Genomic DNA, 20,824 nt, shown 5'->3' with positions numbered 1-20,824 from the left:
CAGCCGGGCCTAAAACTCGACCAACGCAAAATCTTCCTTGCCCACGTCGCACAGTGGGCAACGCCAGTCGGCCGGGACATCTGCCCAGCAGGTGCCCGGCGCAATGCCTTCTTCCGGCACGCCGGCGGCTTCATCGTAGATCCAGCCACAAATCACGCAGACCCATTGTTTGAAGTCGTTCGCCGAGGCCGCGCTGCCTACCGCCGCCTGCGGCGCAGCGACCGCTTGCGACGCCGGCGTCTCATCGAGGCTCACCACCAACGGCGCGGCGGTGCCCACGCTGCTTTCAGCCAGGCGTGCCTGCAGACTTTCCAGCAGCCGTTGCGCTTCAACCTGCGTCAAATCGATCCAGTACGGATCGCCGGCGCCGTCGTTGAGCCGTTCGGGAGAAAACTGGATTTCTACGGCTACGCCCTTCTTGTACATGGCAAATCGGAATGTCGATGAAGCCGGCGGCGAGCGCCGGCATAGGGTCGGATGCTTGAAGCGAGGGCTTGTGGCGGGGGTTAGACGAACTGATTCAGCACGATGGCGGCAATCAGTCCGGCGGCGCCGATGAGGCCCAGCAATTGCAACAGAGTGAGGGATTTACGGGATGCGGTGGGGAGTTGTTGCGTAGTCACGGGGCGTTCTTAAAGATCGGAAAAAGCGAAATGGTACACGGGTCGGAGGCCGGCGCATCTCGAATGGCGCAAACCGGCGTGTGTTAGATGCCATTATCGCTGCTCGACCGGCCTGAATTCCCTACCGGGTGGAGATGGATTCATTCCCCACCGGGCAGAAAGCCAGCCTACGAAAGAGCCACCTCGCCGGCATGCTCAGACACCGCCGCTACAATCGCGGCGACGGCGGCCGCATCGAGCGTCAACGCGATATGCGCCACGCCAGGCACGATCGTAACCGGCACTACACGCCCCGCTTCCGCAAAGACCTGGGCAAATTTCTCGGCGTGAAACGCCTCGTCATCCGCGCCAACCAGCGCTTCAACCGGCTGCCGCATCGCGCGGATATCCGCGCGGTAATCCTCATGCGGACGAAAGTTCTGCATCAGGTTGTACGAGTACTGCGGCGCGAGCTTGGCCGCCGCCTCAGGCGACAGGGCGTAGGCCACGGTCGGCAGGTGATTGAACAGCGTGATGTGCAGCTTGTTGAGGATCACCAGCACGATCACGCGTGGTGACCCGACATTCACCCACCCGCCGACGGAAGGCGGCGTGGTCGGCGCGCCCTGATGAATGAACGGCGCAAGCAGCACGTAGCGGTCGAATGCCAGCTGCCGCGCATCCCCCGCGAACCGCAGCGCGAAACCGCCACCCGCCGAGAAGCCGGCCAGCGTACGCGGTCCAGCCGGTTGTACCGCATCGAGAAAGTCGCTCAGATCGTCTTCGAGCTGGCCGATATACGCGATCGTGCCTTTCTTGCCTGAGTCGCCATGCCCGCGGATGTCGGGTACGTAGACCTCGTACCCGGCCGCAGCAAGCGCCTTCGCCAAGGTATGCAGGCTCACGCCACTCGCCGACGAACCGTGAATCAGCACGACGCTGCCTCGCAGCCGCGTCAACCGGCTCGCATAGCGCCGATACGCGAGCGCCGCCTTGTCGCGTGCGGTGTAGCGTTCAACGGGAGGTAAATCGGAAGTATCGACCGACTTGAAAGGCTCGTTGATCGACGCGAGTGGCGGCGGCTGTTTGGGGCCGCCCTTCCAAAGCGCCACCGCCATGATGGCGAGGCCCGCACAGAACACGACAACCGGCATCACTGCATGCAGTTCGGTACTCATCGACTGGACCCCTCACGCGATTCATTATGATTTTGGATTGACCGATCGATGAGCCTGCGCCTTATGCGTCTTGTTATAGCCGGCGCCGCCGGCCCGCCGCTCATCGTCGCCGACGATTTTACGGCCCTGCGCGGCGCCAAAAGACTCGAATATCAGGTATTCGACAACGGGTTGCCGTGACGCGAATCCCAGAAGCGGATCACCGCGCCGCCGCCGGTACCGGCACCCACGACGTGATCCGGCGCGCCACTCTCGCGCAGCAAGGCGCGTAATTCGTTGATGACCGGAAACACCTCGTGATTCCAGTCCGAGCCTTGCGAGTCGTGCGCGCGCTGTTCGGCTTCCACGATTTCGCGGTCTTCCTTGAAGATGCGTTCGGTGAACCACACGAGGAGCGGCCACGCGAGATTGAGCACGCCGGGAATACCCGGTTTGCGAATCGACAGCAGGCCGAACGTGCGGTTAGTGCGTTGCTCGCGATCGAGCGGCACGTAGACGATCCACAGATCCATCACCAGCGTCTGTTCGGACGTGCGGATCTGCAGCGTCTGATACGGATACTCGGTGCGGATCGTCATCACGTCCTTGTCGTTCTCGCCGCCCGTCTTGCGGCTCTGGCCGAACACGATCGCTTCGCCGATCGGCTGCTGGCCGGCCATGCGCGCGAACGTGTAATCGACCTCGACCCAGCCTTCGCCGCGCCGCCGGCCCAGCGAACGTGCGCGCATCTGACCCATCTGCCGCCGGTGCAGGAACTGATGGTTCATGTCCATCAGGTTCTCGTGCATGAACGAATAGTGGCAACTCACCGGACGACCGAAACGGCGCGTCTTGTACTTCTTGTCGGATACGGACCCGAACGCGGGGAGCGGCCGTTCTTCGGCCAAAGCAGCATCGCCGGGAAACACGAAAATCAGGCCTTCAACTTCGCGGCACGGATAAGACCGCACGCCGTTCGGCAGACGATCGCGGCCCAGATACGGCACGTCGATGCACGTGCCCGAACAGTCGTAGGTCCAGCCGTGATAGCCGCAGCGGATCGATTCGCCGTCCACTACGCCCTGATGCAACGGCACCTGACGATGCGCGCAACGATCTTCGAGCGCGAACACCTTGCCTGACTCCGTGCGCGCCAGCACGATCGGCTCACCCGCGAACGTCACACCATGCGTCTTGCTTCGCTTCACTTCATGCGACCACGCGAGCGGATACCAGTAGTCGGGGTGAATGCCGACGCGGCGCAGATCGCGCACCGGCGCGCTGTGGGCGGCCTGATCTGGCGTGTGTGCAATCGCGGCGGTTGGGGCGTTGGTTTGCGCGGCGGCATGAGCAGGCGACGCATCGGCCGGCGCTTCGACGGTGTCTTGTTCGAGCGGGGGAACAGCATGCATAAGTGGAGCCTCCGTGCACGAGCGGATAGAAGGTTGCCGCCCTGCAATTCGCGGGCCGACATCGCCGTACAGTCTACTCGAACCCGAAGCGGCCTGGTTCCGCCGATAGCATGCCATGCCCCACTCTGCCGCTCATGGGCGCAACCGCGCCGGTCTGCCACCCTACGCGCGTCAAATAAGGCGATCGGCTGCTAACTTTCGTCGTGCGTCACGAGGCCGGAGCGGCGTTGCACGCCCCATGAACGGCCGCCACGCAGGAAATGCAGCCAGCCGAGCAAGGCGCCAATATGCCGCACCAGTTGGAACGTGAACGGCTCGGCGATTGCCGCGAGCACGGCCATCCACAAACTGGAACCGGTGCGCTTGCCGGTCCAGCGGCGGTACAGATGGATACACCACAGATAGAACGCGAGGTCGATTGCCGTTTTGAGGCCGATCACGCTGAAAATCGACACGACGATCGCGCCATGCCCGTCGAACAGAAAGCCGAGCAGCAGCGCGAAGGCGGTCAGCCCGTAGATCGGCTGCATCGTATCGATGGCCTTGACCGGCAGCATCAGCATGCCCATCGTGCCGTAGCGCGGATTGCCGGTCATGTCGCGGTTCCAGTATTGCGTTTGCAGGAAGCCCGCAAACCAGCGGCGGCGCTGCCGCAGGAAACTGCCGAGGTTGTCCGGCGCATCGGTATGCGCATGAGCGTCGCCGACCACGCGCACGTCCCAGCCGAGACCATGATCCACCGAGTAGCGGCGCAGCCGATGAATCAGTTCGTAGTCTTCAACCAGGCACTGCGGATCGAAGCCGCCCACGTCGACCAGCGCGTCGCGCTTGAACGACGCGAAGGCACCTGAAATCAGCAGCAGACTGTCGGCGCGCATCCATGCAAAGCGGGCGATGAAGTTGCGCATGTACTCATAGGTCTGGAACCACTGGAATACGCGGCCCGAAACCGATTTGCCGCAGACCGGCACCAGAATGCCGGCCGCCGCGACCAGTTTCGGCTCGCTCGCGAAGGCGGCGCGCATCGCATAGGTGGCGTCGTCGTCGAGCAGCGTGTCGGCGTCGACGGTCATGACGGTGTCGGTCGTCATGACCGTGATGGCGGCGTTCAGCGCACGGGCCTTGCCGCCATGCGGCACGCGCAGCCAGTAAAGATTCGGGTAAAGCGAACTCGGTGCGCTCAGTACACCGTCGGCTGCGGCAGCCAGGCCGAAGCGTTCGGTGAGCAGCGCCTGGGTGGCATCGGTGGAACCGTCGTCGGCGATCACGATCTGCGCCGGGCCATGCGTCTGGCGTAGCAGCGCAGCGAGCGTGACCGGCAACACCGTCGCCTCGTTATGCGAGGCGACGATCACCCCCATGCTCGGCAAGCTGCGCGCGTCGAAGTCAGGCTCGAGCGGCGGCGTGGGCCGCATCAGCGGCAGCGTTTTCCACGTGACGAACGCGAGCAGCAACGTGTCGTACACGACGTACGCAATCCCCGTCGACCACGCCACCACGCCTTGCAGAAAGAACGCGCGCGCGAACAGCAGCAGCCACAACACGACGACGCTGAAATGAATCAACGTGCTCAGCAGCGTAGTGGGACGCGGCAGAATGCGCGGGGATGCGAGGGCGAGCGCCTGTTCCAGAGTTTTCTTCAAAATGACTGCTGAGTCCGTCGGTGGTGCGGTTATTAGATCGAAAGTAGCGTGACGGTGCTTACGGCACCATGCGTTTCAGAACCGACTTGCGATCGATCCATTGGTGCTTCAACGCGCCGCCGATATGCATCGCCAGCAGCGCATACAGCGCGTAGCCGAGCGACGTATGCAAGGCGCCGAAGCGATCGTGCAAGGTCTCCTTGAGCACCGGATCGAGATTCATCACATAGCCGATGCGCGGCCAGGGGAACAGGTTGAACAGGCGCATCGGATGCGTGGCCGCATCTTTCCACGCGGAATCGTGCAGCCAGCCGGACAGCGGCAGCGCAATCATCAAGAAATACAGCAGGAAATGGGCGACATGCGCGGCGATCTTCTCCCACGAGGGAAACTCGCGCGGCAACGGCGGCGGCTTGTGCGACACGCGCCACAAGATGCGCAGCAGCGCGAGACCGAGCACGGTGATGCCGATCGACTTATGGGTATCGACGACCGGACGCACCCAATCATCGGGCCATGATTCGGCGGTCAGGCCGAGCACGACATTGCCGATCATCAGCAGCGCGATCAGCCAGTGCAGCGTGATCGCCGTGCGGGTATAGCGCGACGCCAGCGGCGTGCTGGTCGAATCGGTCAGGGGATCGGCGTGGGTGTTCATAGGTCGTTCCGTCTGCAAATGGTTTTCTGGCGAAAGCTGTTTGAAAATTCGGCCATGCCGGAGCAGGCCCGGTCGCGCCGCTGGCATAAGGCAAACGCATTAGTGTGACGTTTTATTCCGCCAGGCGCTTAGCGATGTGTTTCAGATTATTTCGACCGCGCGCGGCAAATCATGCCTGGAGCGCTACGGCAACCCGCGTCCGCAGCGTCGGCAACACCTCCGCTTCGAACCACGGATTGCGTTTGAACCAGGCAATATTGCGCGGCGAGGGATGCGGAAGCGGCACCACGTTGGGGCCGAATTCTCGCCAGCGCAGCAGTGTATCGGTTAGCGTCGGCCCGAACGCGTCGCCGAGACCAAAACGCTGAGCGTATTGGCCAATCAGCAACGTGAGCCGCACCTCGCGCAACTGAGCGAGCAACACCTGATGCCAATGCGCGGCGCATTCGGGCCTCGGCGGCAAATCGCCACTCGCGCCTCTGCCCGGAAAGCAGAAACCCATCGGCACGATCGCGAATTTCGAGGCGTCGTAGAAGGTCTCGTCGGAGACCGCGAGCCAGTTGCGCAAACGTGCACCACTCGCATCGCTCCATGGAATACCTGAAGCATGCACGCGTGCACCGGGCGCCTGGCCGATGATCAGAATGCGCGAATCAGTTGATGCCACAACGACCGGCCGCGGCGCATGCGGCAGCACCGGCGCGCACACCGTACAGGCGCGAATGTCGTGCAATAACGTGTTCAGTAAAATTTGCTTCCTTGCGGTCATACCTTGGCGCGGATTAGCGCTTCACAAACCGATAGTGTCCCACGCCCCACTCATTCCCGTTCGCGTAGCCGAACAACTCGGCCACGGCCATGTAGAACATCCGCCACCGCTGAAGCCACACAGCCGCATCGCGCGCGCCATACGTATCCACGAGCGTTGGCATCACGCGATCACGCGCCACATCGAGGGCGACGAGCCAATGATTCGCCGTGCGCTCGTAATGCGTGCCGCTCACCCACCACTGACGCTCCATCCGCAGATCGTCCTGGAAGTTCAGCAACAGCGCCTCGGACGGCATCGTGCCACCCGTGAAAAAGTACTTCGACATCCAGTCGCTACCGTCCTGCACCTCGAAGTGATACGCCAGCGTGCGATGCACGAAGATATGCGCGAACAGCTTCGCCTCGTCGCGCATCCAGCGTGAAATTTTGCCGAGCAGCAGCCCGTAGTTCTTCATATGCTCGAACATCTCGATCGACACCACGCGATCGAAACCGCCACCAAGCTGCGCTCCGTCGAATTCGAAATCGACGACATTGCCCGTGACCACCGAGAGGTTGTGCAAGCCGCGCTCCGCAGCACGCGCCTCGATAAACGCGCGCTGTCCATGCGAATTCGATAGTGCGACGATCTGTGCGCGCGGATAACGCGCCGCCAGCCACAACGACAGCGAGCCCCACCCGCAACCGAGATCGAGAATCTGCTGACCGTCGGCCAGTTCCGCGCGTTCGGCATACCGCTCGAGCATCGCGACTTCGGCTTGCGCGAGCGTCTCATTGCCGGTCGGGTACAAACAGCACGAATACTTCAGATGCGGTCCGAGATGCGCATGGAAGAACGACGCCGGCACCTCGTAATGCTGCGTGTTGGCCGCTTGGGTCTCGATGGCAATCGGACTCGCGCGCAAGTCGTCCAGTAGACGGTTGAGCCGTTGCGCGCGCAACTCACCGTTGTCGTTTCCTTCGTCGCGCAAACGCTGGGGCATCAGCTGACGCATGCCGAAACGGATCAGGCTGTCGGGCAGCCAGCCGCGTTCGCAGCACTGGATCAACCAGCCGTCACCCGGCTCAGCGGGCGACGGTGACGGCATCGTGTGGCCGGTGGTGGAAAGGCTCATGAGGCTGACTCCCTATCGTTTGTTCTGGATTTTTCCGACCATTCGCACGCGCCTTGGCCGACTCATCTCAATGCCGTGGCGGCCACGGAATCAACGCGCTGGTAGTGCGCATGTACTCGGCGTAACCGGCACGCCGTTTAGCCATGCTTTCTTCGAGCAGTGGAATGCCGGAGAACCTCAGCAACAGAAACGCCATCAGCACCGGCGGCAACAACGTGAACCAGGCCCACGGCGTACCGATCGACAACGCGATATAAGCGAGCCAATGGACGCATTCGAAGAAGTAGTTCGGATGCCGCGAGTAGCGCCACAAGCCGACGCGGCACACGGTGTTGTGATTGGCCTGATCCTGCGCGAAGCGCTTGAGTTGCCGGTCCGCTGTGCCTTCGCCGGCTACCGAGACGATCCACAGCACGACCGCCAGCACGATCCAGCCGATGGCTACTGGACTGCTCCGGTACGACGGCACCAGGAATGCGATCGACAGCAACATCGAGACCGCGACTTGCACCTGGAAAAACCAGAACATCTTGCTGGCGGCCTTGTCGCCCCATTCTTCACGGAAGCGGCGATAGCGCGCGTCCTCGGGCTTGCCGGCATTGCGTTTCCACAGATGCGTGCCGAGCCGCGCGCCCCAACCCAGACCGCCCAGCGCAGTCAGTGCACGTGACACCGGGTCGCCGTTGCTGAGCAGGGCGTACAGCACCGCGACCAGGCCAAGCGAATAGGCCCAGACCGGGTCGACCATGCCGGCGTTCGCGGTCTTCAATTGCCACGCCCAAACGGCGCTGAAGATCACGACGAGCCCAACCAGGGCGATCAGAGCGGCGGCAAGTGGCGGCATGGGAGCCTCTTTCAACGGCGATGCAAGTTATACGCTGTAAGGGCGCGATCGGATGCGGCGGGGATTTCCGGTCTGCACGCCTGTTCAGCGGAGTTAGGCGTTCGCGGCCCGATAGCGGTATCGTGTCGGCAACGCCAGCACTCACCGAATCTTCCACTCATGTCTACTCGCTTCAACGCAGCTTTCACCGCCCTGCTCGCCGCCGCCTTGTTCGGTGCGACCACCCCGCTCGCCAAGGCGCTACTGGGGTCGCTGTCGCCGTTTCTGCTGGCCGGACTGTTCTATCTCGGCAGCGGCACCGGCCTTGCCGCCCTCATTCTGGCGCGCCGCCTGAAAGGTCACGCGCAAGGGCAGCCAGTCAGTCACAACCGCTTCCCGCTGCGCGAGGTCCCGTGGCTCGCCGGCGCGATCGTGGCCGGCGGTGTCGCAGGCCCGGCGCTGTTGATGCTGGGTCTGAAGACGACGCCGGCCGCCACCGGTTCGCTGCTGCTGAATCTCGAAGGCGTGTTTACCGCGCTGATTGCGTGGATCGTGTTTCGTGAGAACGTCGACATTCAGGTGTTCCTGGGCATGGCCGCGATCGTCGCGGGCGGCGTGGCATTGTCGTGGCAGCCCGGCGCGGCCGGCCTGCCGCCCGGCACGCTGCTGCTGGCCGGCGCCTGCGCGTGCTGGGCGGTCGACAACAACCTCACGCGCAAGGTGTCGACTCACGACGCCATGTTCATTGCCTGCATAAAAGGGCTCGTGGCCGGTTCGGTCAACGTGACGCTCGCGCTCACCCTTGGCGCCGCGTGGCCCAAGGCCACGACCGTGGCGCTCGCCATGCTGACGGGGTTCGCGGGCTACGGCGTCAGTCTCGTGCTGTTCGTCGTCGCGCTGCGCAATCTCGGCACCGCGCGTACTGGCGCTTATTTCTCCGTCGCGCCACTATTTGGCGTGACCTTGTCGTGGCTGCTGTGGCCGGAGATGCCGCCGCCGCTGTTCTGGGTGGCCGCTGCCCTGATGGCGCTGGGTGTCTGGCTGCACATCCGCGAACGTCACGAGCATCCGCACACGCACCAGCCGCTGGACCACACGCATCGCCACCGGCACGACGCGCATCACCAGCACGAGCACGATTTCGCGTGGGACGGCGACGAACCGCACACCCATCCGCACTCCCACGCGCCGATCACGCATGCGCACGCGCATTTCCCAGATATTCATCACCGGCATACGCATTGATTTCTCGTATCACCGCGTAGTGCGGGCGCCTGCTGCAGCGCAAGACAAAAATCTCTGTGGGACGGTTCATACGATAGATCGATTCAATTGGCATCGCGGCGGATCGCATCCTCTAATGAAACTCCTGTCGTGCGCGCCCGTTCCTGGCAACCCCGCCTGGCAATCCGCTTGTCCACCCCGCTTGCCCTGGAGAGTTCTATGTCCCAACCCGAGCCTAATGTCGACGAAGTGGTGAGAAGCATCGCAGAGGAAACCGACACGCCTACAGAGACGGTCTCGAAGATGTATGCAGACACACTGGCCGACTACCGGCACGAAGCGCGTGTGTTCGATTACGTGCCGCTGTTCGCCGCGAAGAAGGTACGCGACAAACTGCGCCATACGTCGAAGCACAAACACTGATACGGCGGCGCGCGGAGACCACCGCCTGTTGGGTAGCACGTAGGATCGACCCCGCTGGATTGCGTGGCGATTCACTAGAACGCGTACCGATTTATTTTTCCCACTGCTAGACTCTGACCCGGATACATCGACTCGGGGGAAGATGGCATGCGCGTGACAATCGTAGGCGCGGGTATTGCCGGCTTGAGCACAGCGTGGTCGCTCGCGAAGCTGGGACACGACATCACATTGATCGAGCAGGGCTCGATTCCGAATCCACTCGCCGCCTCGGGCGACCGCCATCGCATGATCCGTCGCGCATATGGCGATGCCGACGGCTATGCACGCGGCATGGCCGAAGCGTTCGACAGTTGGGATCTGCTGTGGAATGACCTGGGCGTATCCCACTATGCAAACTGCGGCGTGCTCGGCATTTCGCAACGCGAAGGCGATGACGCCGAGCTATACCGCGCCGGCCTCGACCGGATGAAATTCGACTATGACCGGCTCGACCCGCGCGAAGCGGCCGAGCGTTATCCGTTTCTCGATCCCGCCACGTTTCGCTACGCGTACCTCGATCACGAAGGCGGCGCGCTGTTCAGCGAACGCATCGCACACGACATGAAAGCGTGGCTCAAGATGCGCGGCGCCGAGATCCGTACCCACGCCAAGGTGCTCGCAGTCGATGCGCACGCGGCCTCCGTGCGCATCGAGGACGACACCATCATTCGCGCCGACCGGCTCGTTATCGCTGCCGGCGCGTGGACGCTGCAACTGTTCCCCTCGCTCGCCGAAAATCTGGTGACTTATCGCAACGCGGTTGCCTATATGGAGCCGCCTGCGGATCTGGCGGACGCATGGTCGAATGCACCCGCTATCGTCGATATCGGCGGCGACAGTGGCGGCTACGTGTTACCGCCGAGCGACGGCATTGGCCTGAAGTTCGGCGCCGGCGTGCACAAATCACGTGCACCCGATCCTGACGCCAATCGTGTCGCCGCGCCCGGAGAAGGCGACAGTCTGCGCCGCTTGTTTTCACCGCCGCTCAGCCGCGTCGACGAATATACGGTTACCGAAGTAAAAACTTGCATCTACACTTTTACTGCGGACAGCCGTTTTTTCTCGAAGCGCATCGGCAACACGCTGGTGGTATCGGCATGCTCGGGCCACGGCTATAAGTTCGGCGCGGCAGTCGGACGCCGAGTCGCGCAAGCGCTGGATACCGATGACGACGCCATGCTCGCGCGTTGGCTCAGAGCGGAAGCGGACTAGCCTTCTTTCTTCACAACAATACGACGTTCGCGGTCCAGTTCGCGCACCACGGCGGCGAGCCGGACCACCAGCGCGTCTGTTTCGTGCGGTTTGATACCCGCATAGCCCAGCATGAAGCCGTTGTAGTGCGCGGCGTCTTGAGCAGGCGGCTGACAAAATGCACTGAGCGCCGCGATATGCAAACCGTGCTCGCGTGTAACGGCGCTCACATCCTGGTCGTGCAGCGGTGCATCGAGCCGCATCGTCAGATGGATGCCGCCGCCGTCGGACGAAACCGTCACCAGGTCGCCCATATGCCGCTCGATCGCATTCACCAGGGCGATGCGGCGCTGCTGATAAAGACGCCGCATGCGCCGCAGATGCCGCGCATATTTCCCACTATCGATGAAATCAGCCAACGCGATCTGTTCCGCCACACGCCCTTGCCGCGCAATTTCGCTGAGCGCCTCGTCGATATCGGCAACGAGGTGCGCCGGCACGACCATAAAGCCCATCCGCAGCGCCGGAAACATCGTCTTGCTGAAGGTGCCGAGGTAAATCACCGGCGTGTCGGCCGCGAGGCCCTGGATCGACGGCAACGGCGGACCGCTGTGGCGCAGTTCGCTGTCGTAGTCGTCTTCGATGATCCAGGCGCCGCGCGCCACGGCGTTCTCGATGATCGACCAGCGCCGCTCAAGGCTCAACACGCTGCCGAGCGGATATTGATGTGAGGGCGTGATGTACATCAGGCGTGGCGGCGTCTGGTCCCAGTGATCGGGCGTCGGCGCCATGCCGGCGGCATCGACGGGAATCGGCACCAGGTGCAAACCAGCGGCCTGAAACGCAGCCTTTGCGCCGTGATAGCCGGGGTCCTCGACCCAGACGCTGTCGCCGGGGTCGGCCAGCATGCACGCGCATAGATCAAGACTCGCCTGCGTTCCCGAGGTAATAAACACCTGCTCCGCCGAACACCGCACACCGCGCGAGACGCGCACGTATTCCGCAATCGAGCGGCGCAATGCCGGGTGACCGGCGTTGTTGCCGTAACCGAGTTCGCGCGGTTCGACTGAGCGCCATGCCCGCTCCATTGAGGCACGCCATTGCGCGAGCGGAAATTCATCGAGCGCGGGCACGCCGGGACGAAACGGCGTGGGGTCGTCAGGGCTCGTGCGCTCGCGCGGCAGATCGGCGACGCGGCGCGACAGGCGATTTTCAGGCGTCTGCGCGCCGCCGCTTGCTGCGGAGTTCGAAGTACCGGAACCGCTCACCATGCTGACGATGGAACCATGCCGGCTCGCCGTGATGAAGCCCTCGTCGGTGAGCCGTTCATAGGCGTAGAGCACCGAGTTGCGCGCAATGCCCAATTGTTCGGCGAGCGCTCGCGTAGCAAGAAGCCGGCTGCCGTTGCGGATATCGCCATCGAGGATCGCACGGCGCAGACTTTCGTAGAGCAAGTCCTGCTGCGTGAGCTTGCGCCCACCCATTGCGCGCTCGACGTTCGACATCAACAGGCCGTAGTCCAAATTCGTGGCTCCAAATTCTGGTCGCATTGTGGAACTAACAATGGTGCCACAAATTTCATATCCTGACGGTTCCGGAGTCGCCACCATTGAAACTGCCAGAGAGGCCGATGCGATGAACCACACGTCTGCACGCGACATCGCCACAGCACGCCCGAGCTATGGCGCTGCAGTGAAGGGGTGCGTGGCGCTGGCGTGCGCGGCTTATGCCTATGGGCTGCTCGAGCCCGCGGCAACCGCACGCGCAAACCTGGATGCCTGCGTGAACGCAAGTCTGGAGCAGCGCGGTAGCGCAGCCGGCGCAGGTGCCGCGACGCCCGCCGCCGAAGAAGACCGCGAACAGGCGTTTAGCGCGGCCGTCTACGCCTGTTCGACTCAGCCTTAGCCGCGACGATCCGTTTGGCCGTAACCATCACTACACAAGGAGCCACACCCATGTCCGAAACGATTCAAATCCGCCCCGTGACGCCCGCCGACTTCGACGCCTGGCTGCCCCTGTGGGACGCCTACAACGCGTTCTACGGCCGTTCGGGCGAAACGGCATTGCCGCGCGAGATCACGCAGGTCACGTGGGGGCGTTTCTTCGACAGCTACGAGCCGATGCACGCGCTGGTCGCCGAACGCAACGGCCAGTTGCTCGGCCTCGTGCACTTCCTGTATCACCGTCACACCACCATGATCGCGCCTACGTGTTATCTGCAAGATCTCTACACGCTGGAGGCGGAGCGCGGCAAAGGCGTCGGCCGTGCGCTGATCGAAGCGGTGTACGCGCGGGCCAAGGCTGACGGTTTGCAGCGGGTCTACTGGCAAACGCATGAGACGAATCACACGGCGATGAAGCTGTATGACAAGGTCGCGGAGCACTCCGGCTTCGTGGTGTACCGCAAGGCGTTGTAACGTCGAACAACACGCTCGCATAGCAGACGTTCGACTCCCCTCCTCGCGCCGCCACCACGCGCGGCGTGCCGCTTTAGGCCCAGCTTTAGCTTCTGAAATTGCTGGAACCCGCATCAGTTGTAGGGTTCGGCAATTTTTTAGTAGTCCTATGTAGCCATGTAATTCACATTATCACCTTGATTTTTCGCGCATGCTTTGCTTTTATTCGTGTTCATGTACATCGAACACGTCCCCAACCGCAACTCGCCACCCGCAATCCTGCTGCGCGAGTCCTATCGTGACGGCAACAAGGTCAGGAAGCGCACCCTGGCCAACCTCTCGTCGCTTCCCGCCGAGGTAATCGAGGGCTTGAAGGTCCTGCTACGCGGCGGTGTCGCCGTATCCTCGGTCGATGATGCCTTCGTGATCGAGCGCAGCCTGCCGCACGGGCATGTGGCCGCGGTGCTCGGCGCGGCGCGCGCCTGCGGCGCCGAGCAGTGGTTCGCCACCGCACCCGCCGCGGTGCGCTCGGTGGTCATGGCGCTGCTGGTGGCGCGGGTGGTGTCGCCCGCCTCCAAGCTCGCCACCCATCGCATGTTGCGCGACGAGACCGCGACCCACTCGCTGTCGCGGCTGCTGGAGCTGGGGGAAGTCGACCTCGAGCAGGTCTATGCCGCCCTCGACTGGCTGGGAGAGGCTCAGGCGGGCATCGAGAAGCGCCTCGCCCGCCAGCATCTGGCCGGTAGTACGCTGGTGCTCTACGACCTCACTTCGACATGGGTGACCGGACGCTGCTGCGAGCTCGCGGCGCACGGCTACAGCCGCGATGGCAAGCGTGACGACCCGCAGATCGTGTTCGGGCTGGTCTGCACGTCTGAGGGCATCCCGGTGGCGGTCGAAGTCTTCGCCGGCAACACCGCCGATCCCGCGACCGTAGCATCTCAGGTGGAGAAGCTCAAAGACCGTTACGGGATCGACAAGCTCGCCTGGGTGGGCGACCGGGGCATGCTCACGCAGGCACGTATCGACACGGTGTTGCGCCCGGCCGGGCTGGACTGGGTGAGCAGCCTGCGCGCGCCGCAGATGGCCGCGCTCGCCCAGGAGACGGGACCCTTCCAGCCGTCGCTGTTCGATGAGCGCAACCTGCTTGAGATGACGAGTGACGCGTTCCCCGGCGAGCGGCTCATCGTGTGTCGCAATCCGCTGTTGGCCGAGGAGCGCAGCCGCAAACGCGAGGCGCTGCTGCAGGCCACCGAAGCAGAGCTGATGAAGATAGCCGAAGCGACCTCGCGCGTGCGCAACCGGCTCAAGGGTACCGAAGCGATTGCCTTGCGCGTGGGCCGGGTCATCGATCACTTCAAGATGGCCAAGCACTTCGAGTTGAGCATCACCGACACGAGCTTTAGCTGGGAGCGCAAGACGGTGCAGATCCAGCAGGAGGCAGCACTTGATGGTCTGTATGTGGTGCGTACGAGTCTGCCGGCAGCGGCTCTGTCAGCCGAGGCGGCCGTGACGGCCTACAAGGGCCTGGCAGTCGTGGAGCGGGCCTTCCGTTCGCTCAAGACGGTCGACCTGCAGGTGCGTCCGGTATTCCATTGGAACGCCGGGCGCGTGCGCGCGCATGTCTTTCTGTGCATGCTCGCTTACTACGTCGAGTGGCACATGCGCGAGAAGTTAAAGCCGATGCTGTTTGACGATGAATATGTCGAGCAGGCGCGCGCTAGCCGCGCGTCGCCGGTGGCCAAGGCACGACGTTCGGACCAGGCGAAAGCTAAGGACGCGACCAGGCTTGGCGAGGACGGCTTGCCGGTCCATAGCTTCCGCACCTTGCTCGATGATCTGGCCACGCTCGCGTACAACGTCTGTCATACGCCACTCAATCCGGATGCCAGGCTCGTCATGACGACGCGGCCCACGCCCATTCAGGAAAAAGCCTTCCGCCTCCTGAACGTTAACCCCGCCTGTACCCAGTAACCATCCCGCCTTCGCACGCATAACAGCGCGAAATCAATAGCTTATGTTTCGGCCTGGTCAAAGTTCGGTTTAGGGTTGCGTCCAAAGCGCCAGTCCAAAAAAACAAAGGGCGCACCACCCAGTGCGCCCTTCGCCTCCCTGCCATTGCGGTACTACATCAACCGCCCACCAAACTCTTCACACGCTAAAAAACATCAAGCCTCAAGCTGCTCCAGCACCTTACCCTTGGTCTCAATACCAAGAAAATGCACTGCGATCGCCGCAATGAACGGCACAACCGCAAGGATATAGAACGCGACATCCAGATTGCCACCGATCATCGTCTTCGACACGATAGCCGGCGCGAAAATCGCCGCCACCTTCAGCCACGCGCCGCCGACACCACAACCCATCGCGCGAATGCTGGTCGGATACAGTTCCGGCGTGTACACATAGGCCGTGATAAAGCCGCAAGCGAGGAAGCCGAGCGCGAACGCGCAGCACGTCGCCACCACATACACCGACGAGTTGTGAAACACACCCGCCAGCAGCAACGACAACGCACACGCCAGGAACGACACATTGATAATCGGCTTGCGGCCCACCTTATCGACCAGCAACGCACACGTCAGCGAACCCACCACCCCGAGCACCGAAGCCGCCACCGCCAGATTCAACGCCAGTTGCAACGGCGCGTGATAAACCGTGCGATAAATCGTCGGCAGCCACGTCGACAGACCGTACTGAATGAAGCCGCACGTCATCCACAGCATCGCCAGGGCCATCGTGCGCTTCAGATACGCCGGGCCGAACAGATCGCTCATGCGGCGCTTCGGATGACGATTGACCATCGCTTCGAACTCGGCCGTATTGGCGACCGGCGGCAGCGGACCTTTCACCACGCGCTCGAAAGCATGCACAGCGGCATCGGCGTCGGCCATCCGCTCACGTTCGGCGAGCCAGCGCGGCGATTCCGGCACCAGCTTGCGCAGCACGAAGAACAGGATCAACGGCATGCCGCCGATGAAGTACATCGCTTGCCAACCGAATCGCGGCACGATCCATGCGCCCAACGCGTTCGATGCAAGCAGGCCAACCGGGAAAACGATCTCATACAACAGCACGAAGCGCCCGCGGCCATGTGCACGGCTGATCTCGTTGATGTACGTCGCGGCCACTGGCAATTCACCGCCGAGCCCAAGCCCTTGAATCACACGCAACGCGACGAACACGGCAAACGACGGCGCAAACCCGCAAGCAATACTCGTGATGCCGATGATCCCCGAGCTCAACGCAATCGCTTTCACGCGGCCCTTGCGCTCTGCGTACCATGGGAACACGAACGCGCCGATCAACTGCCCCACCGAGCCGGAGCCGATCAGGAAGCCAATTTCCCACGGCGTCAGATGCCATTTCGCAATCAGGATCGGCAGCGTGGCCGCGATGGCGATCACGTCGAAGCCGTCGAAGAAAGTCGCGAGACCGATCAGTATGCGCGCGCGCACCTGCATCGCATTCTTCGGCAAGCGCTCAAGACGCGCGATGATCGAACCCCGGGTCACGGGGCCTGAGACACCGGCGCTGCTGCGGTCCCCCATGGTGTTGTCGATGGTTCTCATGCCGTGGTGCCGTCCGTAATGTGGTTAGGCAAGCGCCGTTGAGGCGTCGGTCAGGGTGGCAAGGTCGATGGTGCGGCCTTGGTTCATCCACTTGCGCGACAATTTCAGTTCGCGTGGCGTGTTGATGGCGATCACGCCGCGAATCGTGCCGTCTTCCAGATGGAAAAGCGTGGCGCGTTTGCCCGGCAAATCACCACGTACAGCGAGTTGCGCACCGCCCGGAATGTCGCCGAGGATTTGCAGATTGACGTCGTATTGATCGGACCAGAACCACGGGATGTCCGCATACGGTTCGAAGGTGCCGAGCAACGCTTTCGCCACCGAGATCGCCTGGTTCTGCGCGTTGGCCCACGATTCGAGGCGCACGCGGCGCTTCAACCACGCGCTCGGATGATTCGCGACGTCGCCGCACGCGAAGATGCGCGGGTCGTCGGTCGCACCGAAATGATCGACGACGATGCCGTCTTCCACCTTGATACCCGCAGCTTCGGCCAGCGCCGTGTGCGGCGTGAGGCCGATGCCGGCGACCGCGAAGTCGGCGTCCAATGTGGAACCATCGGCGAACGTTGCGCGAATACGGTTGGCGTCGTTCGGATGATCAGCGATCGACACGAGCGATACGTTCAAACGCACGTCCACGCCATTCGCACGATGCAGTTGCAGCAGGAAATCCGACACCATCGGCGGTAACGAGCGAGCGCATAGACGCGGCGCGCCTTCCACTACCGTCGCCGCCACACCGAGCTTGCGCGCCGTGGCTGCGACTTCGAGGCCGATCCAGCCACCGCCGACCACCAGCACGCGCTTGCTTGCACGCAGGCGTTCGCCCAAAACGACGGCTTCGTCGAGCGTACGCAGATAGGTGATGTGCGAGGTCTTCACCAGCGATTCCGGCAAACGGCGCGCCGCGCCGCCCGTTGCGATCACCAGCCGGTCGTATTGCACTTCACGACCGGACTGCGTACGCACGATGCGCTGTTCGCGATCGATCGACGTCGCGTAATCCGGTTGCCATGCTTCGACATTCAGCGCTTCGAAAGCGTCGGGCGTCACGAGGCGCACGGTTTCAATATCCGCTTCACCAGCCAGCACGGCCTTCGACAGCGGCGGGCGCTCGTACGGCAAATGAATCTCGTCGGCGATCATCACAAGGCGGCCGTCGAAACCTTCCTTGCGCAACGTCTTCACGACCCAACCCGCCGCCTGACCACCGCCGATCACAACGATCGTGCGTGGCGCTTCGAGTCCGGCATGCGCGGCTTGCGCCTTTGCAGCTGCAGCGTCAGTCATTTTTCCGCTCCGTCATGAACTTGCCTTCCGGCGCCTTCGCGTTTTTCTGGCGACGCGTATTGCCGTCGATGCCGCCGTCGATCGCCCATTCGGCGAACACGGTCGGACCCGGTTCGAAATCGCGCGGCTGCCATTCGGGTGTGAGCTGGTCTTCGTCGGCGTAGTACTCGATCAGGCCGCCGGCCGGATTCTGGAAGTACCAGAAGTACGCCGACGACACCGGATGACGCCCCGGACCGAGTTGCGTATCCCAGCCACAACGGCTGACGTGCATGCCGCCGCCGAACACTTCATGGATATCGCGCACGGTGAACGCGACATGATTCAGACCGCGCTTACCGCCAGGCAAGGCCAGCAGGAAGATGTCGTGGTGGCCGCCGTGCGGTGCGCAGCGCATGAACGCACCGCGGCCCGGATAACGGTCCGACATTTCGAAGCCGAGCAGTTCCTGGTAAAACTTTTCCTGTGCCGCGAGTTGATTCGTGAAGAACACCACGTGACCCACTTCAACCGGTTCAGCACGTTCGTAAACCGGCGAAGGTTGATCGACGCGCAACGTCTGACCCCACACGTTCGACGGCGAACCGTGAATATCGAGCGCACGCTTGCGGGTCACTTCCACGCGAATCGCCATGCCGTTCGGATCGATACAACCCACAGCGTCTTCCGTTTCGAAGTGGCCCGGCTGACCGGCAAAGCGGCCGCGCAGTTCGTCGAGTTCGGCTTGGGTTGCCACACCCCAGGTCACCTCACGCAGCGTCGGACCTTCTTCGAACGCGGGCGGCAGCGACGGGTCGTTCGCATCGACGGCGAGAATCGTGCAGCCGTTCAGCGTTTCGAAGCGCGCATGCGTTTCGTCGTGCGCGGTTTCTTTAAGGCCCCAGTCGGCGAAGAACCGCCGACTGGTGGCAAGATCCGTCACACCGTAAATAATCTGTTCAATGCCGAGAATCGTCATAACGTGCCTCTTGCGTATCTTGCGTATTAGTTCGCCCACGCCAGCGGCGCGTCGTTCAAGCCCCAGTAGAGGCTCTTCTGTTGCATGTATTCGCGGATGCCGAGACGGCCTTTTTCGCGTCCCATGCCGCTCTCCTTCCAGCCGCTAAACGGCGTCGAGATCGAGAACAGCTTGTAGGTGTTGATCCACACAGTGCCGGTCTCAAGCGCGCGGGCGATCCGGTAAGCGCGTTTGTAATCGCGCGTCCAGATGCCGGCGGCGAGGCCGAACACACTATTGTTCGCTTCTTTCAGCAGCGACGCTTCGTCGTCGAACGGCATGGCGACCAGCACCGGGCCGAAGATTTCTTCCTGGCAGATGCGGGCGTCGTTCGTGAGGCCTTCGAGAATCGTCGGCTGGAAGTAGGTGCCTGCTTCACGGCCATCGCCGACCGGACGCTCGCCGCCGCACAGCAGGCGGCCGCCTTCTTCCAGACCCAATGCGACGTAACGTTCGACGGTTTCGCGATGCGCCGCGGTAATGAGCGGACCCATCTGCGTTTCCGCACGCGACGGATCGCCGACGCGCAACTTGCGAGCGCCTTCAGCGAGACGCTTCATGAATGCGTCGTAAATCGAGCGCTGCACGAACAGGCGCGAACCCGCGATGCACGCCTCGCCCGACGAACTGAAAATGCCGTACAGCACGCCGTTCACGGCATGATCGAGATCGGCGTCGTCGAAGACGATGGTCGGCGACTTGCCGCCGAGTTCCAGCGAAACCGGCATCAGCTTGTCCGCAGCGATGCGCGCGATACCACGGCCAACTTCCGTGCCACCCGTGAACGACGCTTTCTTGACCAACGGATGGCGCACCAGCACGTCGCCGATCACCGAGCCCTTGCCCGGCACCACGCTCAAGACGCCCTTCGGCACGCCGGCTTCTTCACAGATACGTGCCAATGCGAGCGACGCCAACGGCGTCACCTCAGCGGGCTTCAACACCACTGCGTTACCGCCTGCCAGTGCCGGAGCCAGTTTCTGTGCGTCCGATGCAATCGGCGAATTCCACGGCGTAATGGCCGCGATCACACCAATCGGCTCGTAAATGCTCATCGTCAGATAGTCGCCGCGCGAGGGCGTGACTTCTTCGTCGAGCGTTTCGAGGCACGCAGCGAAGTAGCGGAACGTGTTCGCCGCGCTCGCCACCAGCACGCGCGTTTCGCCAATCGGCTTACCGTTGTCGCGGCGCTGCAATTGCGCGAGCGCTTCATGACGCGACATGATCAGATCGGCAATGCGGTACAGAATCAGCGCGCGCTGATGCGGCTTCAAACCCGACCAATCTGCCTTGCGCCATGCAATATCCGCGGCTTCCACGGCTTCGCGGGCGTCGTCGGCATTGGCCGTCGAGATTTCCATGTTGACCGACTGATCCGCCGGATACAGGCTTTTGTACGGGTTGCCACGCCCTTGCCGCCATTCGCCGCCGATGAAAATATCGCCGGTGGGCACGAGGCTGGTATCGAAGTGAGTCATGTCGGTCGTTCCGGTTTGCTACAGCTAATCAGC

The 20,824-nt window shown here is 62.7% G+C and carries 20 protein-coding genes; 7 read left to right on the top strand and 13 right to left on the bottom strand.

All coding sequences use genetic code 11. The features are described from left to right. Positions 1 to 9: 9 nt before the first annotated feature. Together GNZ12_RS23875 and GNZ12_RS23865 are read right to left on the bottom strand one after the other, a co-directional pair. Positions 10 to 426 (bottom strand): rubredoxin, encoded by a 417-nt coding sequence (locus GNZ12_RS23875; RefSeq protein WP_172314279.1) that lies wholly within the window; start codon positions 424 to 426, stop codon positions 10 to 12. Between the two features lie 364 nt (positions 427 to 790). Continuing rightward, entirely contained in the window at positions 791 to 1,780 is a 990-nt protein-coding gene (locus GNZ12_RS23865; protein ID WP_172314277.1) for an alpha/beta hydrolase, read from the bottom strand. A gap of 48 nt (positions 1,781 to 1,828) precedes the next feature. Between GNZ12_RS23865 and GNZ12_RS45075 the strand changes: the two genes are divergently transcribed. Next, positions 1,829 to 1,960 (top strand): hypothetical protein, encoded by a 132-nt coding sequence (locus GNZ12_RS45075; protein ID WP_268959048.1) that lies wholly within the window; start codon positions 1,829 to 1,831, stop codon positions 1,958 to 1,960. On the opposite strand, the gene GNZ12_RS23860 is transcribed toward GNZ12_RS45075, so the two are convergent. The 6 genes from GNZ12_RS23860 to GNZ12_RS23835 form a co-directional block, all read right to left on the bottom strand. Beyond that, positions 1,933 to 3,171: an aromatic ring-hydroxylating oxygenase subunit alpha gene (locus GNZ12_RS23860; protein ID WP_172314275.1), complete on the bottom strand. Its 1,239-nt coding sequence runs from the start codon at positions 3,169 to 3,171 to the stop codon at positions 1,933 to 1,935. The genes GNZ12_RS45075 and GNZ12_RS23860 overlap by 28 nt on opposite strands. A gap of 191 nt (positions 3,172 to 3,362) precedes the next feature. Beyond that, on the bottom strand, positions 3,363 to 4,814 hold the full coding sequence (locus tag GNZ12_RS23855) for a glycosyltransferase family 2 protein (protein WP_172314273.1): 1,452 nt from the start codon (positions 4,812 to 4,814) through the stop codon (positions 3,363 to 3,365). 58 nt (positions 4,815 to 4,872) lie between these two features. After that, positions 4,873 to 5,472 carry a cytochrome b gene (locus tag GNZ12_RS23850; RefSeq protein WP_172314271.1) on the bottom strand — a complete coding sequence of 200 codons (600 nt, stop codon included), beginning with the start codon at positions 5,470 to 5,472 and terminating at the stop codon, positions 4,873 to 4,875. Between the two features lie 169 nt (positions 5,473 to 5,641). Continuing rightward, entirely contained in the window at positions 5,642 to 6,241 is a 600-nt protein-coding gene (locus GNZ12_RS23845) for a uracil-DNA glycosylase family protein (protein WP_172314270.1), read from the bottom strand. Between the two features lie 13 nt (positions 6,242 to 6,254). Then, positions 6,255 to 7,358, bottom strand: coding sequence for an SAM-dependent methyltransferase (locus GNZ12_RS23840; protein WP_172314268.1), 1,104 nt, complete (start codon positions 7,356 to 7,358; stop codon positions 6,255 to 6,257). A gap of 67 nt (positions 7,359 to 7,425) precedes the next feature. After that, positions 7,426 to 8,202 (bottom strand): DUF1295 domain-containing protein, encoded by a 777-nt coding sequence (locus GNZ12_RS23835; RefSeq protein ID WP_172314267.1) that lies wholly within the window; start codon positions 8,200 to 8,202, stop codon positions 7,426 to 7,428. A 159-nt stretch (positions 8,203 to 8,361) separates the two neighbouring features. Between GNZ12_RS23835 and GNZ12_RS23830 the strand changes: the two genes are divergently transcribed. The 3 genes from GNZ12_RS23830 to GNZ12_RS23820 all read left to right on the top strand — a co-directional run bounded on the left by GNZ12_RS23830 (position 8,362) and on the right by GNZ12_RS23820 (position 11,079). Beyond that, a complete protein-coding gene (locus tag GNZ12_RS23830) occupies positions 8,362 to 9,426 on the top strand; it encodes a DMT family transporter (RefSeq protein ID WP_172314265.1) in 1,065 nt (354 codons plus the stop codon). A 198-nt stretch (positions 9,427 to 9,624) separates the two neighbouring features. Further along, positions 9,625 to 9,828, top strand: coding sequence for a DUF3562 domain-containing protein (locus GNZ12_RS23825; protein WP_028195916.1), 204 nt, complete (start codon positions 9,625 to 9,627; stop codon positions 9,826 to 9,828). A gap of 147 nt (positions 9,829 to 9,975) precedes the next feature. Beyond that, positions 9,976 to 11,079, top strand: a complete 1,104-nt coding sequence (locus GNZ12_RS23820; RefSeq protein WP_172314263.1) for an NAD(P)/FAD-dependent oxidoreductase — start codon at positions 9,976 to 9,978, stop codon at positions 11,077 to 11,079. Here the strand turns inward: GNZ12_RS23820 and pdxR are convergent. Then, entirely contained in the window at positions 11,076 to 12,581 is a 1,506-nt protein-coding gene (gene pdxR / locus GNZ12_RS23815) for a MocR-like pyridoxine biosynthesis transcription factor PdxR (RefSeq protein ID WP_172314261.1), read from the bottom strand. The two genes, GNZ12_RS23820 and pdxR, sit on opposite strands and share 4 nt — an antisense overlap. A 112-nt stretch (positions 12,582 to 12,693) precedes the next feature. On the opposite strand from pdxR, the gene GNZ12_RS23810 reads away from it, so the two are divergent. The 3 genes from GNZ12_RS23810 to GNZ12_RS23800 all read left to right on the top strand — a co-directional run bounded on the left by GNZ12_RS23810 (position 12,694) and on the right by GNZ12_RS23800 (position 15,428). Beyond that, complete coding sequence (locus GNZ12_RS23810; protein WP_172314260.1) at positions 12,694 to 12,963, top strand: hypothetical protein; 270 nt, start codon at positions 12,694 to 12,696, stop codon at positions 12,961 to 12,963. A 50-nt stretch (positions 12,964 to 13,013) separates the two neighbouring features. Continuing rightward, positions 13,014 to 13,475, top strand: coding sequence for a GNAT family N-acetyltransferase (locus GNZ12_RS23805; RefSeq protein WP_172314258.1), 462 nt, complete (start codon positions 13,014 to 13,016; stop codon positions 13,473 to 13,475). A 213-nt stretch (positions 13,476 to 13,688) separates the two neighbouring features. Further along, on the top strand, positions 13,689 to 15,428 hold the full coding sequence (locus GNZ12_RS23800; protein ID WP_172313896.1) for an IS1634 family transposase: 1,740 nt from the start codon (positions 13,689 to 13,691) through the stop codon (positions 15,426 to 15,428). A 194-nt stretch (positions 15,429 to 15,622) separates the two neighbouring features. Here GNZ12_RS23800 and GNZ12_RS23795 read toward each other — a convergent pair whose 3' ends face one another. From GNZ12_RS23795 to GNZ12_RS23780, 4 genes are read right to left on the bottom strand one after another with little or no spacing between them, the layout of a single operon-like run. After that, on the bottom strand, positions 15,623 to 17,026 hold the full coding sequence (locus GNZ12_RS23795; protein ID WP_172314256.1) for an MFS transporter: 1,404 nt from the start codon (positions 17,024 to 17,026) through the stop codon (positions 15,623 to 15,625). Positions 17,027 to 17,050: 24 nt separating this feature from the next. Beyond that, entirely contained in the window at positions 17,051 to 18,316 is a 1,266-nt protein-coding gene (locus GNZ12_RS23790) for an NAD(P)/FAD-dependent oxidoreductase (RefSeq protein ID WP_172314254.1), read from the bottom strand. Further along, the gene (locus tag GNZ12_RS23785; RefSeq protein WP_172314252.1) at positions 18,309 to 19,274 is read right to left on the bottom strand and encodes a VOC family protein; all 966 of its coding nucleotides are present in this window, start codon (positions 19,272 to 19,274) and stop codon (positions 18,309 to 18,311) included. Before GNZ12_RS23785 ends, GNZ12_RS23790 begins: the two co-directional genes overlap by 8 nt. A gap of 26 nt (positions 19,275 to 19,300) precedes the next feature. Continuing rightward, positions 19,301 to 20,791 (bottom strand): aldehyde dehydrogenase, encoded by a 1,491-nt coding sequence (locus tag GNZ12_RS23780; RefSeq protein ID WP_172314250.1) that lies wholly within the window; start codon positions 20,789 to 20,791, stop codon positions 19,301 to 19,303. Positions 20,792 to 20,824 lie beyond the last annotated feature (33 nt).

The sequence above is a fragment of the Paraburkholderia solitsugae genome (genome assembly GCF_013177695.1).
In the GTDB taxonomy this organism is placed as follows: Bacteria; Pseudomonadota; Gammaproteobacteria; order Burkholderiales; family Burkholderiaceae; genus Paraburkholderia; species Paraburkholderia solitsugae.
This window is presented reverse-complemented; position numbering and strand designations above follow the sequence as displayed.